General features: G+C 70.5%; 13 protein-coding genes and 1 tRNA gene. 4 read left to right on the forward strand and 10 right to left on the reverse strand.

The annotated features are described in order from the left end of the window. The 7 genes from G6020_RS01350 to glnT all read right to left on the reverse strand — a co-directional run. Window positions 1-533: FAD-dependent oxidoreductase (locus G6020_RS01350; protein ID WP_182609414.1), on the reverse strand; the 533-nt coding region annotated here is incomplete at its 3' end. 29 nt (window positions 534-562) lie between these two features. Then, window positions 563-1,819 (reverse strand): allantoate amidohydrolase, encoded by a 1,257-nt coding sequence (locus tag G6020_RS01355; RefSeq protein WP_182609415.1) that lies wholly within the window; start codon window positions 1,817-1,819, stop codon window positions 563-565. Between the two features lie 177 nt (window positions 1,820-1,996). Continuing rightward, window positions 1,997-2,653, reverse strand: a complete 657-nt coding sequence (locus tag G6020_RS01360; RefSeq protein ID WP_179526081.1) for an XRE family transcriptional regulator — start codon at window positions 2,651-2,653, stop codon at window positions 1,997-1,999. Window positions 2,654-2,749: 96 nt separating this feature from the next. Beyond that, window positions 2,750-4,132 (reverse strand): FMN-binding glutamate synthase family protein, encoded by a 1,383-nt coding sequence (locus G6020_RS01365; RefSeq protein WP_241732520.1) that lies wholly within the window; start codon window positions 4,130-4,132, stop codon window positions 2,750-2,752. A 33-nt stretch (window positions 4,133-4,165) separates the two neighbouring features. After that, window positions 4,166-4,915 (reverse strand): protein glxC, encoded by a 750-nt coding sequence (locus G6020_RS01370; protein ID WP_182609416.1) that lies wholly within the window; start codon window positions 4,913-4,915, stop codon window positions 4,166-4,168. A gap of 50 nt (window positions 4,916-4,965) precedes the next feature. Further along, the gene (locus G6020_RS01375; protein WP_182609417.1) at window positions 4,966-5,862 is read right to left on the reverse strand and encodes a glutamine amidotransferase; all 897 of its coding nucleotides are present in this window, start codon (window positions 5,860-5,862) and stop codon (window positions 4,966-4,968) included. A 76-nt stretch (window positions 5,863-5,938) separates the two neighbouring features. Next, window positions 5,939-7,231 carry a type III glutamate--ammonia ligase gene (gene glnT, locus G6020_RS01380; protein WP_241731029.1) on the reverse strand — a complete coding sequence of 431 codons (1,293 nt, stop codon included), beginning with the start codon at window positions 7,229-7,231 and terminating at the stop codon, window positions 5,939-5,941. A gap of 404 nt (window positions 7,232-7,635) precedes the next feature. Between glnT and G6020_RS01385 the strand changes: the two genes are divergently transcribed. Continuing rightward, window positions 7,636-8,991, forward strand: a complete 1,356-nt coding sequence (locus G6020_RS01385; protein WP_182609419.1) for an ammonium transporter — start codon at window positions 7,636-7,638, stop codon at window positions 8,989-8,991. Between the two features lie 94 nt (window positions 8,992-9,085). On the opposite strand, the gene pntB is transcribed toward G6020_RS01385, so the two are convergent. The 3 genes from pntB to G6020_RS01400 form a co-directional block, all read right to left on the reverse strand. After that, window positions 9,086-10,510 (reverse strand): Re/Si-specific NAD(P)(+) transhydrogenase subunit beta, encoded by a 1,425-nt coding sequence (gene pntB / locus G6020_RS01390; protein WP_179524038.1) that lies wholly within the window; start codon window positions 10,508-10,510, stop codon window positions 9,086-9,088. 4 nt (window positions 10,511-10,514) lie between these two features. Beyond that, window positions 10,515-12,098: a Re/Si-specific NAD(P)(+) transhydrogenase subunit alpha gene (locus tag G6020_RS01395; RefSeq protein WP_182609422.1), complete on the reverse strand. Its 1,584-nt coding sequence runs from the start codon at window positions 12,096-12,098 to the stop codon at window positions 10,515-10,517. 420 nt (window positions 12,099-12,518) lie between these two features. Further along, window positions 12,519-12,604 (reverse strand) — tRNA-Leu (locus tag G6020_RS01400). A 189-nt stretch (window positions 12,605-12,793) separates the two neighbouring features. Here G6020_RS01400 and G6020_RS17480 point away from each other — a divergent pair. From G6020_RS17480 to G6020_RS01415, 3 genes are all read left to right on the forward strand, one after another. Then, the gene (locus G6020_RS17480; protein ID WP_179524037.1) at window positions 12,794-13,672 is read left to right on the forward strand and encodes a DUF3662 and FHA domain-containing protein; all 879 of its coding nucleotides are present in this window, start codon (window positions 12,794-12,796) and stop codon (window positions 13,670-13,672) included. An 87-nt stretch (window positions 13,673-13,759) separates the two neighbouring features. Continuing rightward, the gene (locus G6020_RS01410) at window positions 13,760-14,218 is read left to right on the forward strand and encodes an FHA domain-containing protein (protein ID WP_107747200.1); all 459 of its coding nucleotides are present in this window, start codon (window positions 13,760-13,762) and stop codon (window positions 14,216-14,218) included. After that, window positions 14,215-14,945, forward strand: a 731-nt coding sequence (locus tag G6020_RS01415; protein ID WP_182609420.1) for a protein phosphatase 2C domain-containing protein, incomplete at its 3' end; no start/stop codon positions are given. The genes G6020_RS01410 and G6020_RS01415, both read left to right, overlap by 4 nt.

Consider the following 14,945-nt stretch of genomic DNA (forward strand, 5'->3'; position numbering starts at 1 on the left):
CGGACCCCACGCCGGCGGGCGGCGGCGCCGAAGGCCATCCCGGTCATGTACGCCTCGCCCCGACCACCGCGCGGCTCCCACGCCGCCGCCGCCACGTCGTCGACGTTCAGCCCGGGCCACAGCTCCGCCATCCGGTCCGGGGCGATGATCTCGGTCTCGATTCCCAGGCTCTGCTGCATGGCCACGTTCGCCCGGAGCGGGATCACGTTCTCCTCGCCCACGATCACGGCGTAGCCGCACTGACGGAAGGCCATGTCGTCGCCCAACAGCTCGGTCGCGTTCTCGAACACCGGGATGCTGTGCCAGCTCAGGGCCGCCATGGTGGGCGAACCGTAGTGGCAGCGGACGATGCCGCTGGACTTGCCGGTCATCCCGGAACACAGGGTGTCCTTCTCCACCACCAGTACGTCGGTCTCGCCGCGCTCGGTCAGGTTCCAGGCGATCGACAGCCCCTCGAGGCCGCCTCCGATGACGAGGAATTTCACTGTGTCGGTCCGCTGAGCTGTGTCGGACGGTTGAGCTGTGCCGGTCATGGGGATCACTCTCTCGTGGTGCGTGGTGGTCAGGACGCGTCGGTCGCGGGGGCGTCATCGCTGGTGAGCAGGTCGGCGAGGACGTCAGCCAGGGCCTCGGCGCCCCGCTCGGCGTCGGCGTCCTCCACGTGCTCCTCCGGGGAGTGCGACACCCCGGAGGGGTTGCGGACGAACAGCATGGCGGTGGGGACGTGGGCGGCCAGGACACCTGCGTCGTGGCCGGCCCCCGTGGCCAGGACGGGCACCCCGGGCAGCTCGTCGAGCAGACGGTCGCGGAACACCGGGTCGAAGGACACCGAACCGCTGAGCGACTCCTGCACGATCGTGCTCTCGCAGCCCTCGTGCACGGCCGCCATCGAGGCCGCCTCTGTTATCTCGTGGACGATCCGCGCGGTCACGGCGTCGTCGGGGTGACGTACGTCCAGCCAGAGGTCGACCCGGGAGGCGATGACGTTGGTGCCGCCGGGGGTGGGCACGATCCGACCGACGGTGGCTCTGGCGCCCCGGTACACGCGCGCGATACGACGGACGTCGAGGACTGTGCGGGAAGCCGGGATCATCGGATCGCGGCGGTCCGCCAACAGCGTGGTGCCGGCGTGGTTGCCCTGGCCGGTGAAGCTGAGCCGCCAGCGGCCGTGGCCGATGATCGACGAGGCCACCGCCACCGGGTTGCCCAGATCGATCAGACCTCGGCCCTGTTCCACGTGGAGCTCCACGAACCGGCCGATCCGCCGCAGCGCCTCCTCGTCACGCCCCAGGCGCGCCGGATCCAGCCCGTTGGCCGCGCACAGGTCGGCATAGGTGGTGCCGTCGTCGTCGGTCAGTCCCGCCGCCGTGACCGGGTCCATCGCCCCGGTGAGCAGCAGCGAACCCAGGCACGCCCGACCGAACCTCGACCCCTCCTCCTCGGGGAATACGGTCAGGGCCAGGGCCCGCCGTGGCCGCAGACCCCGGGCCCGGAGGAGGTCCACCGCCACCAGCGCCGAGGCCACGCCGAGAGGGCCGTCGAAAGCCCCTCCCCCGGGTACGGAGTCCAGGTGGCTACCGGTGACGACCGCTCCCTCCAGCGGATGGCCGGCCGGATTCCACCAGGCCCAGATGATCCCGTTGCGGTCCGTCTCGGTGTCCATACCGCGGGTGGCCGCCTCGGCCAGGAACCACTCGCGCAGTTCCAACTCCGCGACGGAGTAGACGGGGCGGCTGTATCCGCCTCTCGTCGGATCGGTCCCGACGCCCGCGATCGCGGACATCAGCGAGGTGACGGTGGTGGTGACCGATGTGGTCATGACGGGCTCCTCGGGGTGCCGGGGGTGGGGACGGTACGGGTGTGCCACGGCCCCGGTGGGGCGTGATGAACGGACGCGGTGAACGGGCGCGTCGCGAGTAGGTGGTGCCGCGAACTGGGGCGCCGCAAGTGGTGGTGCCGTGAGTGGTGGTGCCGTGGCTCCGCGGAACCGGGCGGTTCAGCCGTCGACGCCGTCCGGGTAGGCGGTCACCGAGAGGAATCGGATGGGCAGCTCGAGCATCGCCACCGGGCCGTGGACACCCTCGCCGTCGAGCAGCAACGAGTCCCCCGGGCGGAGACGGTATTCGGACTCGGCATGGTGGTAGATCATGTCGCCGGAGAGCATGTAGAGCAGCTCGGTGCCCGGGTGCTGGAAGCGGGGATGCGCCTCCGACTCGGCGGTCAGGGTCACCAGCACCGGCTCGATGCGCTTGTTGGACCCACGCAGCGCGCCGAGCAACTCGTAGTCGTGGCCCGCCGACGTGCCGCGGCCGACGATCGTGGCGCCCTGCCCGTCGGGGGTGAACACCGCGTCTCGTCTGGTGTCCGCGCCGCGCAGCAGCGAGGTCACCGGGACGTCGAGGCCGGTGGCGAGCTTGGCGAGCATGTTCAGCGAACACGACGTCTGCGCGTTCTCGATCTTGGAGAGCATCGCCTTGGAGATCCCGATCCGCTGAGCCATCTCCGCCACGCCCAGGCCCTCGGCCAGGCGCAGCCTGCGGACGTGGAAACCGATAATCCGCTCGAGATCGTTGCCGGTGGGCACGTCCACCGGGAGCTCACGCGGCGTCGCCTGGTGGACGACCCTCCGCGCGTCGTCCCGGCCGGCTTCCATGTCCACGACGGTAGTCATCGACTCCCCCTGGCGGAAGTCCGAACCCGTCAGCGGCGCCGGGCCCGACACCGTCCGGTCGTCCGACACGACGGTCATCTACAGCTCCCGACCCGCACGACCGGGGATCCAGTCGGTCCCGGCCAACGGCACCCGCGCCATCGCGGCGGCCTCCATCGTCAACGCCACCAGGTCGTCGGGCTCCAGGTGGGTCAGGTGGGACTTTCCGCAGGCCCGGGCGATGGTCTGCGCCTCCATCGTGAGCACGTGCAGGTAGTTGGCGAGTCGCCGACCGGCGGCCTCCGGGTCCAGCCGACGTGCCAGTTCGGGGTCCTGCGTGGAGATCCCGGCCGGGTCGCGGCCGTCCTGGAAGTCGTCGTAGAACCCCGCCGCCGAGCCGAGTGCGCGGTACTCCTGCTCGTACCGGGGGTCGTTGTCCCCGAGCGCGATCAGTGCCGCCGTCCCGATCGCCACCGCGTCCGCGCCCAGGGCCATGGCCTTGGCCACGTCCGCGCCCGAGCGGATCCCCCCGGAGACGATCAGCTGCACCTTCCGGTGCAGGTCCATCTCCTGGAGGGCCTGCACGGCCTGCGGGATCGCGGCGAGGGTGGGGATGCCCACGTGCTCGATGAACACGTCCTGGGTGGCCGCGGTTCCGCCCTGCATGCCGTCCACGACCACCACGTCCGCACCGGCCTTCACCGCGAGCTTGACGTCGTAGTAGGTGCGGGTGGCGCCGACCTTGACGTACACCGGCTTCTCCCAGCCGGTGATCTCGCGCAGCTCGAGGATCTTGATGGCGAGGTCGTCGGGGCCCGTCCAGTCCGGGTGTCGGCAGGCCGAACGCTGGTCGATCCCCTTGGGAAGGGTCCGCATCTGCGCCACCCGGTCGGAGATCTTCTGCCCCAGGAGCATGCCACCGCCACCGGGCTTGGCGCCCTGTCCCAGGACCACCTCGATGGCGTCGGCCTTGCGGAGGTCCACGGGATTCATCCCGTAGCGCGAGGGCAGGTACTGGTAGACGAGCCTCGAGCTCTGGCCGCGCTCCTCCGCCGTCATGCCACCGTCACCGGTGGTCGTGGAGGTGCCCGCGGCGCTGGCCCCGCGACCGAGGGCCTCCTTGGCCTGCGCCGACAGGGCCCCGAAGCTCATCCCGGCGATGGTCACGGGGATGTCCAGGTGGAGGGGTTTCGAGGCGTATCGGGTGCCCAGGGTGATGTCGGTGTCGCAGCGTTCGCGGTAGCCCTCCAGCGGGTACCGGGACATCGAGGCGCCCAGGAACAGCAGGTCGTCGAAGTGCGGCACCTTGCGCTTGGCGCCCCAGCCGCGGATGTCGTAGATCCCGGTCGCGGCGGCGCGCTGGATCTCGTGGATCACCGCACGGGGGAAGGTGGCGGACTCGCGCAACGTCGGGTCGTCGGTTCCGGGTCGGATCTGCGGCGGGGACGCCTGGTCGGATCGGGTGTGTCCGTCGAAGGGCATGTCGGGCTCCTGTCGGGGATGGCGGCGGGGCGGTCAGTAGGCGGAGGCGTTGTCCACGTCGAAGCTGTAGAGGGTGCGGGCGGAGCCGTAACGCCGGAACTCCGCGGTCGAGATCCCGGTGACGCCCGCCCGGTCGAGCAGCTCCCCGAGCTCGGTGTGGTGCTCGGGCCGCATCTCCTTCTCGACGCAGTCGGCGCCGAGGGACTCGACCCGGCCCCGCACGTAGATGTGGACCTCGTAGAGGGAGTCGCCGAGGGCGTCACCGGCGTCGCCCAGGACGACCAGGCGCCCGGCCTGCCCCATGAAGCAGCTCATGTGGCCGATCGAACCGCCGACGACGATGTCCACCCCCTTCATCGAGATCCCGCACCGGGCGCCGGCGTCCCCCTCGATCACCAGCAGCCCGCCGTGGGCCGTCGCCCCGGCGGACTGGGAGGCCGACCCGGTGACCCGCACCGTCCCCGACATCATGTTCTCGGCCACCCCGACCCCCACGTTCCCGTTGACCGTCACGAGGGCGCCGTCGTTCATTCCCGCGGTGTAGTACCCGGTGGGGCCGTCGATCACGACCTCGTCCGGCTTCTCCAGGCCGACCGCGAGCGCGTGCGCCCCCCTGGGACCGGTGAGCAGGTATCTGCCGGTGCCGTCGGAGTCCTGGAGGATCCGGTTGGTCTCGCGCAACCCGGTCTTCCGGACGTCGATCACGTGCGGGGCGGTGGTCGGCGCGTCGCCGAGGGGTCCGAGCTCCTGCGGTGCGAAGGCCTGTTCCGGCGTGACGGTCATCGTTCTTCCTTCCTGGTGGGGTGCTGCGGTGCTGCGGTGGTGCCGGGGGTTCAGCGGCGCCAGTGGTACACGCGGCCCGGCTCGGGCTCGTAGAGGTGCGCCTGGTCGATGCCCGGCAGGTGCGCCATCGCCCGGTACTCCGAGGCCATGGCCACGTAGCGGTCGGTCTCGGCGATCACTGCGGGCTTGCAGGCGATCGGGTCTCGCACCACCGCGAACTCCTCGGCCGTGGACACCAGGAGGGTGTAGAAGCCGTCGAGGACGCCGGCCATCTCTGCCAGTGCCTGGTCGATCTCCGCACCGCGGGCGATCTGCTCCGCCACGAAGCGAGCGGCCACCTCGGTGTCGTTGAGGGTGTCGCAGTGGATGTCGCGGCGGGCCAGTTCGCGGCGCACCGAGGCGTGGTTGGAGAAGGACCCGTTGTGGACGATGCACTGGTCCGGACCCACGGAGAAGGGGTGCGAACCGGCCGGGGTGACGGCGGACTCGGTGGCCATGCGGGTGTGCCCGACGCCCTGCCATCCCGAGGCCCCCGGTAGGCCGAAACCCTCGGCCAGGTTCAGCGGCAGGCCGACGCCCTTGAGGACGGCGAGCTCGCTGCCCAGGCCGACCAGGACCACCTCCGGGACCGCGCTTCGAACGGCGGAGGCCAGGGTCTCGGGGTCGGTCCCGGCGGACAGGAGCACGGTGGCACCCAGCTCGCGTCCCGACACCTCGCAGCCCAGGTGGGTGCCGACACGCGAGGCCAACGCCGGCGCTTCGACGCCGTCCGCCAGCACGGTGACGGTGGCCGATCCCGCCGGGGTCCAGTCGGGGTTGCCGTAGACGGCGACTCCGGCCGAGTCCGAACCGCGGTCGGTCATCTCACCGAGCATGGTGGTGAGCAGGTCGCCGAGCCGGGGTTCGAGCTCCGGGTCGCGCAGGTGGAGTCCGACGATGCCGCACATGGGGTTCTCCTGGTGAGGTCGAGGTGAGGGTGTGGAGGGAGTGGAGGCGGGCGGCCGTCAGGGCCGCCGCCGCGCGTCACAGCGCGGTGAGGTACTCGTCGATCTCCCACTGGGTGACGGTGTTGTGCCAGGAGATGAACTCCTCGCGCTTGAGGTCGGCGTAGTACGCGGCCACCCCGTCGCCACCGATGTCCAGTGCGGCGCGGACGACCTCGTCCCGGCCCATCTCCTCCACGGCGTGCAGCAGGGTCGGCGGCAGGGTGTGGGTGGCCTCGCCGACCGTGGCCGGCACGCCGGGGTCGAGTTCCCGCCGCACGCCGTCGAGGCCGGCGGCCAGTTGCACCGCCACGGCCAGGTAGGGGTTGGCCGAGCCGTCGCCTCCCCGGAGCTCGACGCGATTGCCGTCGGGGACGCGCAGGTAGTGCGTGCGGTCGTTACCGCCGTAGGTCGCGTCGGTGGGCGACCACGTGGCCCCCGACGCGGTCGTGCGCGCCCCAATACGTTTGTAGGAGTTGATGGTGGGGCACAGCACCGCGTGCATGCCGGCGGCGTGGGTGAGGACGCCCGCGATGAACGAGTACGCGGTGGGCGAGAGCCCCAGTCCGTACCGGTCGTCGCCGACCGCGGGGAACACCGGGTGTCCGTCGCGCCAGAGGGACATGTGCAGGTGCATCCCCGATCCGGTGCGGTCGGAGAACGGCTTGGGCATGAAGGTGGCGATCATGTCCCGCTGTTCGGCCAGCATGGAGATGATGTAGCGCAGCGTCATGACCCTGTCGGCGGTGACCATCGCCTCGTCGTAGGCGAAGTTCTGCTCGAACTGCCCGTTGCCGTCCTCGTGGTCGTTGGCGTAGTTGGCCCAGCCGAGCACGTTCATCGCGTCCGAGACCCCGGCGAGGTGCTCGAACATCCGCGTCACGCCCCGGGCGTCGTAGCACGGGTGGGACTCGTCGTCCTTGGGATCGGCGGTGCACAGCGACCCGTCGGCGTTCTTGCGGACCAGGAAATACTCGACCTCCGCCCCGACCTTGAGCTCGAGACCGTCGGTCGCGGCGTCCGCGAGCATCCGTCCCAGGATGACGCGCGGCGCGAAGCGCCACGGCTCCCCGCTCACCCAGGGGTCGCAGTGCACCAGGGCCAGTCCGGGTTTGATGAAGTCGAGGGTGGTGAAGGAGCGGGGGTCGGGGACGACGAGGAGGTCGGGGTCCCTGGGCTGTTGGCCGATCGCGTCGGCGGCGTACCCGGCGAAGCCCAGCTCCCCGGCCTCCAGTTGGTCGACCGCGGAGGCCGGGACGAGCTTGGCGCACGGCTTGCCCCGGAGGTTGGTGAACACGGCCAGGACGAATCGCGTCCCGGTGTCCGCGACCATCCGGGCGAGGGTGCCGGGCGCGCTCTCGGCCTCCCGGGCGGCGTCGAGCGTCGGGAACGACGACCGCCTGCTCTCGCCGTTCGCACGGTCGGCGACCCCGACGGAGGGGTCTGCGGTGACTGTCATGACGTCTCCTGATCCGAGGGTTTCTGCGTGGTGGTCATAATGTACTGCTGTTAAACCTGCGGCTGGTTACCGCGATGTAACGGGATTCGGCAGGCGAAAAGCCGCGTCTAACTGCGTACTTCGCTGCGTTCTCGACTCAGGGCGCGGTTCGCCCCCGCGGCGGTAACCGAATGGAAACGATCGCGGTACCTGCCAGTAAGCAACACCGGATCACACTGTGAAACGCACGGTCCCCACGTCGCCCCGCCCGGGAGTGGCCTCACAGAGAAGAGAGAAACATGGACGTAGCCATAGCGGCGGCCGACACCGCCTGGGTGCTCGCGGCCATGGTCGCGGTGGCCTTCATGGTCCCCGGCCTGGCCCTGTTCTACGGCGGCATGGTCAGCATCCGCAGCACGCTCAACATGATGATGATGACGATCGGCGCGGTCGCCGTGATGGCCGTGCTGTGGGTCCTCTTCGGCTACTCGCTGACCTTCGGCGACTCGGTCGGGGGCGCCGGTGTGCTGGGCGATCCGCTCGAGTACCTGGGCCTGAGGGGCATCATGGCCGAGCCCGAGACGCCAGGCCTGCCGCCCGCCCTGTTCGCCGGGTTCCTCCTGCTCTTCGCGGGGATCACCGTCGCCCTCGTGGCCGGCGGGGTGGCGGACCGTATGCGCTTCTCCACCTGGCTGGTCTTCGCCATCGTGTGGCCGGTACTGGTGTTCTTCCCCGTGGCCCACTGGGTGTTCGCCTTCGACTCCGACGACGGGTCGGTCACGGGTGGGTGGATCGCCAACAACCTGGGGGCCATCGACCTCGCGGGCGGCACCGCCATCCACATCAACGCCGGTGTCGCGACGCTCGCGCTGGTGCTCGTGCTCGGTCGACGAACCGGCTTCCCCACGATCAGCAGACCGCACAGCGTTCCCCTGACGTTCCTCGGCGCCGGCATGCTGTTCGCCGGCTGGATCGGCTTCAACGCCGGCTCCGCCGTCGCCGCGGGCAACACGGCTGCGGTGGCCGCGCTCAACACCGTGGTCGCCGGACTGTGTGGCGCGCTGGCCTGGATGATCACCGAGCAGGTCCGCGCCAAGCACCCCACGACTCTGGGAGTGGCCTCCGGGCTCGTGGCCGGTCTGGTGGGCATCACCCCGGCCGCCGCCGCGGTCAGCCCGCTCGGTGCCATCGCGATCGGCCTGATCTGCGGCGTGGTCTGCCACTACGCGGTGGGCCTGAAGTACCGCCTCGGCTACGACGACTCGCTCGACGTGGCCGGGCTACACATGGTCGCGGGCATCATCGGCACGCTGCTCATCGGTGTGATCGCCGATCCCGCCTCCCCCGTCGGCGAGGCCGGACTGCTGTTCGGCGGCGGGTTCGGGCAGCTCGGGGCCCAGGCCCTGGCCACGGCGGCGGTGCTGGCCTACTCCTTCACCGTCACGCTGCTCATCGCCTTCGTCCTGGACAAGACGATGGGCCTGCGGGTCACCGAGGAGGACGAGCGGGAGGGCCTGGACAAGGCCTACCACCGCGAGATGGCCTACTTCCAGGACGCCCTCGAGGGCGATGGGCTCGGCACCGACGCCGTGGTCGTCACAGGGAAAGAGGAGCCGGAGGCGGCCACCGCGGCCCCGCCCACCTCCTCGACCTAGTCAACCTGATCGACCGTTCCACCCGAACAGTGACGAGGAGGCGGTCCCGCGTGGGACCGCCTCCTCGTCGTCGTACCGGGTTATCCGGCCGGTTCTAGCGGCCCACCCCGACCGGCTGCTCCTTGAGCGCGCCCAGGATGTCGTCGACACGGTCCTTGGCGTCGCCGAACAGCATCTGCGTGTTGTCGCGGAAGAACAGCGGGTTCTGCACGCCGGCGTATCCGGCGGCCATGGACCGCTTGAACACGACCACATCGGCGGCCTCCCACACGTGGAGCACGGGCATGCCGGCGATCGGGCTGCCCGGGTCCTCGGCGGCGTCCGGGTTGACGGTGTCGTTGGCGCCGATCACCAGGACCACGTCGGTGTCGGCGAAGTCGTCGTTGATCTCGTCGAGCTCGAACACGATGTCGTACGGCACCTTGGCCTCGGCGAGCAGCACGTTCATGTGCCCGGGCAGACGACCGGCGACGGGGTGCACGGCGAAGCGGACGTCGACGCCCCGCTCGCGCAGGGTGCGGGTGAGATCTGCGACGGGGTACTGCGCCTGCGCCACGGCCATGCCGTAGCCCGGGGCGATGATCACCTTCGAGGCGCCCGCCAGCAGCTCGGCGGCGCCGGCGACGTCGATCTCGCTGTGCTCCCCGTGGTCCTTGCCCTCGCCCGAGGCGGCCTCGATGCCGAAGCCCCCCAGGATGACGGAGAAGAACGACCGGTTCATGGCCTTGCACATGATGTAGGACAGGTAGGCGCCCGACGAGCCGACCAGTGCGCCGGTGACGATGAGCAGGTCGTTGCCGAGCAGGAAGCCCGTCGCGGCGGCGGCCCACCCGGAGTACGAGTTGAGCATCGAGACCACGACCGGCATGTCGCCGCCGCCGATGCTTGCCACGAGGTGCCAGCCCAGGGCCAGCGCCAGCACCGTGACCAGCGCGAGCATCCACAGTGCCGGGCTGATGACGAACGCCGCGGTGAGCGCGATGAACGCCACCAGGATCCCGGCGTTGATGAGGTTCTTGCCCGGCAGCACCAGCGGCGCGGACTTCATCTTCCCCGAGAGCTTGAGGTAGGCCACGATCGAGCCGGTGAAGGTGATGGCGCCGATGAACACGCCGATGAACACCTCCGCGTGGTGGATGTCCAGCAGCGAGCCGGTGAGCTCACCGTGCAGTTCGGGCTCGAGGTAACCGTTCCAGCCCACCAGCACCGCGGCCAGGCCCACGAAGGAGTGGAGCAGGGCGATCAGCTCGGGCATCTCGGTCATCTGCACCCGGCGGGCGCGCAGCAGCCCGAGGGTCGCGCCGATCAGCACCGCCACCACCATGAGAACGATCCCGATGGTGGCGGGCTGGTGGTCGATCACCAGCGCGACGGTGGCCAGGAGCGCCAGCGCCATGCCGGCGATGCCGAAGCTCAGGCCCCGACGGGCGGTCTCGTGCTTGGACAGGCCGGCCAGGGACATGATGAACAGCAGCGCGGCGACGAGGTAGGCCGCGTTGGCGGCGGTCACGAGTGACATCTCCTCAGGCTCCCTTCGAGAACATGCCGAGCATGCGGCGCGTCACGGCGAAGCCGCCGAAGACGTTGATGGACGCGACGAGGATCGCGATGGTGGCCAGGACCAGGCCGGCGGTGTTGTCGATCCCGATCTGCAGGAGCGCGCCCACGACGATCACACCGGAGATCGCGTTGGTCACCGACATGAGCGGTGTGTGCAGCGCGTGGTGGACGTTGCCGATCACGTAGTAGCCGATCACGATCGCCAGGACGAACACGGTGATGTGGCGCGGGATGTCACCCGGCGCGACGGCCGTGAGCAGGAGTAGCACCGCCATGCCCACGGCGATCAGTCCGAGCCTGGCGCCGGGAGACATCTTCTTCTTCTCCGCGCGCGGCTCGAGCGGAGCGGCAGCCGCCGCCGCGGGGGCGGCGCTGACCTGCACCGGAGGGGGCGGCCACATGATCTCGCCGCCCTTGGCCACGGTCACCCCGCGCTGGACGACGTCGTCCAGATCCAGCGCCCACCGCCCGTCCTTGTCCGGGGTGACGAGCTTGGTGAGGTTGACCAGGTTGGTGCCGTACAGCTGCGAGGCCTGTGCGGGCAGGCGCCCGGCGAGATCGGTGTACCCGATGATCGTCACGCCGTTCTCGGTCACCACGACCTCGTCGGCGACGCTGCCCTCGACGTTGCCGCCCTGGGCGGCGGCCATGTCCACGATGACCGAGCCGCGCTTCATCGACGCCACATCCGCGGCGGTGAGCAGGCGCGGGGCCGCCCGGCCCGGGATCAGCGCGGTGGTGATGACGATGTCCACGTCGGCCGCCTGGGCCGAGTACAGGGCCGCGGCGGCGCGGTCGTAGGCCTCGCTGGTGGCCTTGGCGTAGCCGTCCGTGGAGACGACCTTCTCCTCGTCCGGGACCTCGACGGGCAGGTATTCGCCGCCGATCGACCCCACCTGGTCGGCCACCTCGGGCCGCGGATCGGTGGCGCGGACGATCGCCCCGAGGCTGCTGGCCGCACCGATCGCCGCCAGACCGGCGACCCCGGCCCCGGCCACCAGCACCTTGGCCGGCGGGACCTTGCCCGCCGCGGTGACCTGTCCGGTGAAGAACCGGCCGAAGTGGTGGGCGGCCTCGATCACCGCGCGGTAGCCGGCGATGTTGGCCATGGAGCTGAGCACGTCCATCGACTGTGCACGGGAGATCCGCGGAACCGCGTCCATCGCCAGTGCGGTGACCCCGCGCTCGGCCAGAACGGACAGCAACCGCTCGTTCTGGGCGGGCGCCAGGAGTCCCACGAGGGTCGCACCGGACCGCATCCGGGCCACCTCGGACTCCGTGGGCACCGCGACCTTCAGCACTACGTCGCCCGACCAGGCCACGTCACCGGAGACCAGGTCGGCGCCCGACTCGGCGTAGGCCGCGTCGGAGAATTCGGCGCGCGTTCCCGCCCCGTTCTCCACCACGACCCGGTACCCCAGGCCGATCAACTTGGCGACGGTCGCCGGGGTGGCGGCCACCCGCCTCTCCGCGGGATCGGACTCGGCGACCACGCCGATCACCGAGGGGGCGTCCGCGGTGTCCCGGATGTCGGTCTCCGGGGTCATATCGGGGATCTCTTCGAGGCTCGAGGCCATGTGGGGGTTCCTTCGACAGCGTTGTGGAGAGCCGACGCGCGTGCACCGACCCAGACAATGTCCGTTCATTACATCGTGTTCGGGTCCCGGGGTGGGATCGTCCGCTGATCGCGTCGGGCACCGATGGGGATCCGAGCTGTGGGATGCGGGCTCACGGGTGGCGCGGGCGAGAGGGTGATCTCTGCTCCGTCCACCATGAGGACGTTGCTCTCCGGTCCGTCGGCATGGTGGCGCCGACCTCCGGGAGAACTTCTGCGTGAGCCTACGTCACGCCGATTATTGAACCCGATTCAGGTGACGTGTGCAACGCCCGCGCCCCACTCCCCGGCCCGAAATGCAAAGAGCCGGCCTCTCGGCCGGCTCACGGGTGCACCCTCGGCTGCACTCGGCTGGTGGGCGAAGGGGGACTTGAACCCCCACGTCCCGAAGGACACTGGCACCTGAAGCCAGCGCGTCTGCCATTCCGCCACTCGCCCGAGTAACGCCCGAATACGTTAACACGCGCCACACCGGCCGTACCAATCCGCTGGTGGAGCCTCACCCCGCGACCTCCGGGGATGCGGGACACGTGCTTCGGGCCGCCCCCGCCTCTATGATCGACCGGATGCCGCCGACACGCGCGGCGGCCGGACGTCCGGACACGTACCAGGGAAGAGGAGGCGCTCGTGGGAATCGTCGGCAAGTTCGAACGCACACTCCAGGGCGCGGTCGGGGACGCCTTCGCCCGTCTCTTCGGCGGCAAGGTGGTGGCGGCCGAGGTGGAGGCGCAGCTGCGGAAGCAGTCCGAGGCCTCTCTCAAGGTGGTCGACGGTCACCTGCTGGTCTCCAACAGCTACACCATCACCCTCGCCCGGTCGGACTACGCGTCCTTCACGGAGGACGAGGCCCTGGCCGTCAAGACCTTCTCGCGCCACCTCTCGGACCACATCGCCGAGCAGGGGTGGGAGACCTACGGCCCCGTCACCGTCACCTTCGTCGAACGCGACGACCTCCACACCGGGCAGATGCGGATCAACGGGGTCGTGGACCCCGACGCCGTCCCGTTCCACATCTCGGCCGCCGCGCCGGCACCGGCACCGGGCCATCCGGCTCCGTCGTCGCCGTCCCCCGCGTCGCCGAGCGCCAGTCAGGAGAAGAACCCCATGCAGGCACCCGCCTCCAACTACCCCGTCGCCACGCGGTCCGGGTCCGCCGGCCAGAACACCGGCTGGGGTGGTCCGTCCGACGCCCCCACGCAGATCACCCAGGGTCGCGCCTCGCTCACGGTGACGCTGCACCTCGAGGACGGTTCCGGGCGCACCTTCCGCCTCCAGCGCGGGTCCAACCTGCTCGGACGCGGCCAGGACGCGGCCTTCCGCCTCCCGGACACCGGGGTGTCCCGGCAGCACGCGGACATCCGGTTCGACGGCCGCGAGGCGGTCCTCACCGACCTCGGCTCCACCAACGGGACCACGGTCAACGAGGGCCCGGTGCAGGACTGGCAGCTGGCGGACGGCGACGTCATCCGCGTCGGACACTCGGAGATAACCGTCCGGTTCGACTAGCCTCGACAGGCATGGACCCCCGGGAACCTCCGGGGGCGATCACACGTTGCCCGAGGTGACCTGACCGGAGAGGGGAGGACCGAACTCGTGCAGGGACTCGTCCTACAACTCTCGCGTGGCCTCCTCCTGGTGCTGTTGTGGCTGTTCATCTACCTCGTCCTGCGGGCGCTGAAGACCGACGTCTTCGGCAACGTCGGGATGCGGTCGGGCGGCCAGGGTGAGCGCCGGGGCGGCTTCCTCGGCCGCGGCACCAAGGCGATCCGCCACCTCGTCGTCACCCAGGGCGCCCTCGCCGGGACCCGCATCACGCTGTCCGAACAGCCGGTCCTGCTCGGCCGGGCCGACTCGTGCACCCTGGTGATCGACGACGACTACGCATCCAACCAACACGCCAGGCTGTCGCCCCACGGGCCGGACTGGTTCCTGGAGGACCTTGGTTCGACCAACGGCACCTATCTGGACAGGACGCGGGTGACGACCCCGGTCAAGGTGGCCGCCGGCACGCCGATCCGGATCGGCAAGACCGTGATCGAGCTGCGCGCGTGACCCCCGCGCTCAGTTACGCCGCCCGCTCCCACACGGGGATGGTGCGGGACAACAACGAGGACTCCGCGTACGCCGCGCCCCGGGTCCTCGTGCTGGCCGACGGCATGGGGGGCCACGCCGCGGGCGAGTTGGCCAGCCAGATCATGGTCGCGACCCTGGCCAAGCTCGACGAGGACCAACCGGGGTCGGACCTGGCCGGTGCGCTCAGCCGGGCCATGCACGAGGGCAACCAGGCGATCGCCGCGCACGTCGAGGCTCATCCCGAGGCCGAGGGCATGGGCTGCACCCTCACCGCCCTGCTCTTCGACGGCCGGCGCATGGGATTGCTCCACGTCGGCGACTCGCGCGCCTACCTGCTCCGCGACGACGTCCTCACGCAGATCACCAAGGACGACACCTTCGTCCAGTCGCTCGTCGACCGCGGCGAGCTCACCGCCGAGGAAGCGCACGTGCACCCGCGGCGCTCGCTCATCCTCAAGGCGATCACCGGAGATCCCGTCGAGCCCACCACCGCGGTCCGGGAGGCACGGGTCGGCGACCGCTACCTGCTGTGCTCGGACGGCCTGTCCGACCCGGTGAGCGCCGAGACCATCGCCGAGACCCTCGGGACCGGGTCCGCCGACGCCGCCGCCGAGCGGCTCGTCCAGCTCGCGCTGCGGTCCGGTGGCCCCGACAACGTCACGGTCGTGGTGGCGGACGTCGTGGACTCCCCCCGCGGCGGCACGGT

Origin of the sequence: Dietzia sp. B19, assembly GCF_014145155.1 — a bacterium.
GTDB lineage: Bacteria > Actinomycetota > Actinomycetes > Mycobacteriales > Mycobacteriaceae > Dietzia > Dietzia natronolimnaea.

Bases quoted from the DNA above. Each gene is read 5' to 3' on its own strand.
- glnT (WP_241731029.1), bottom strand. From the start codon at position 7,231: ATGGTCGCGGACACCGGGACGCGATTCGTCCTGGCCGTGTTCACCAAC.
- G6020_RS01375 (WP_182609417.1), bottom strand. From the start codon at position 5,862: ATGTGCGGCATCGTCGGACTCCACCTGCGCGACCCGGAGCTCGAACCC.
- G6020_RS01360 (WP_179526081.1), bottom strand. From the start codon at position 2,653: ATGGAAGCCGGCCGGGACGACGCGCGGAGGGTCGTCCACCAGGCGACG.
- G6020_RS01395 (WP_182609422.1), bottom strand. From the start codon at position 12,098: ATGACCCCGGAGACCGACATCCGGGACACCGCGGACGCCCCCTCGGTG.
- G6020_RS01385 (WP_182609419.1), top strand. From the start codon at position 7,636: ATGGACGTAGCCATAGCGGCGGCCGACACCGCCTGGGTGCTCGCGGCC.
- G6020_RS01365 (WP_241732520.1), bottom strand. From the start codon at position 4,132: ATGCCCTTCGACGGACACACCCGATCCGACCAGGCGTCCCCGCCGCAG.
- G6020_RS01355 (WP_182609415.1), bottom strand. From the start codon at position 1,819: ATGACCACATCGGTCACCACCACCGTCACCTCGCTGATGTCCGCGATC.
- pntB (WP_179524038.1), bottom strand. From the start codon at position 10,510: ATGTCACTCGTGACCGCCGCCAACGCGGCCTACCTCGTCGCCGCGCTG.
- G6020_RS01370 (WP_182609416.1), bottom strand. From the start codon at position 4,915: ATGACCGTCACGCCGGAACAGGCCTTCGCACCGCAGGAGCTCGGACCC.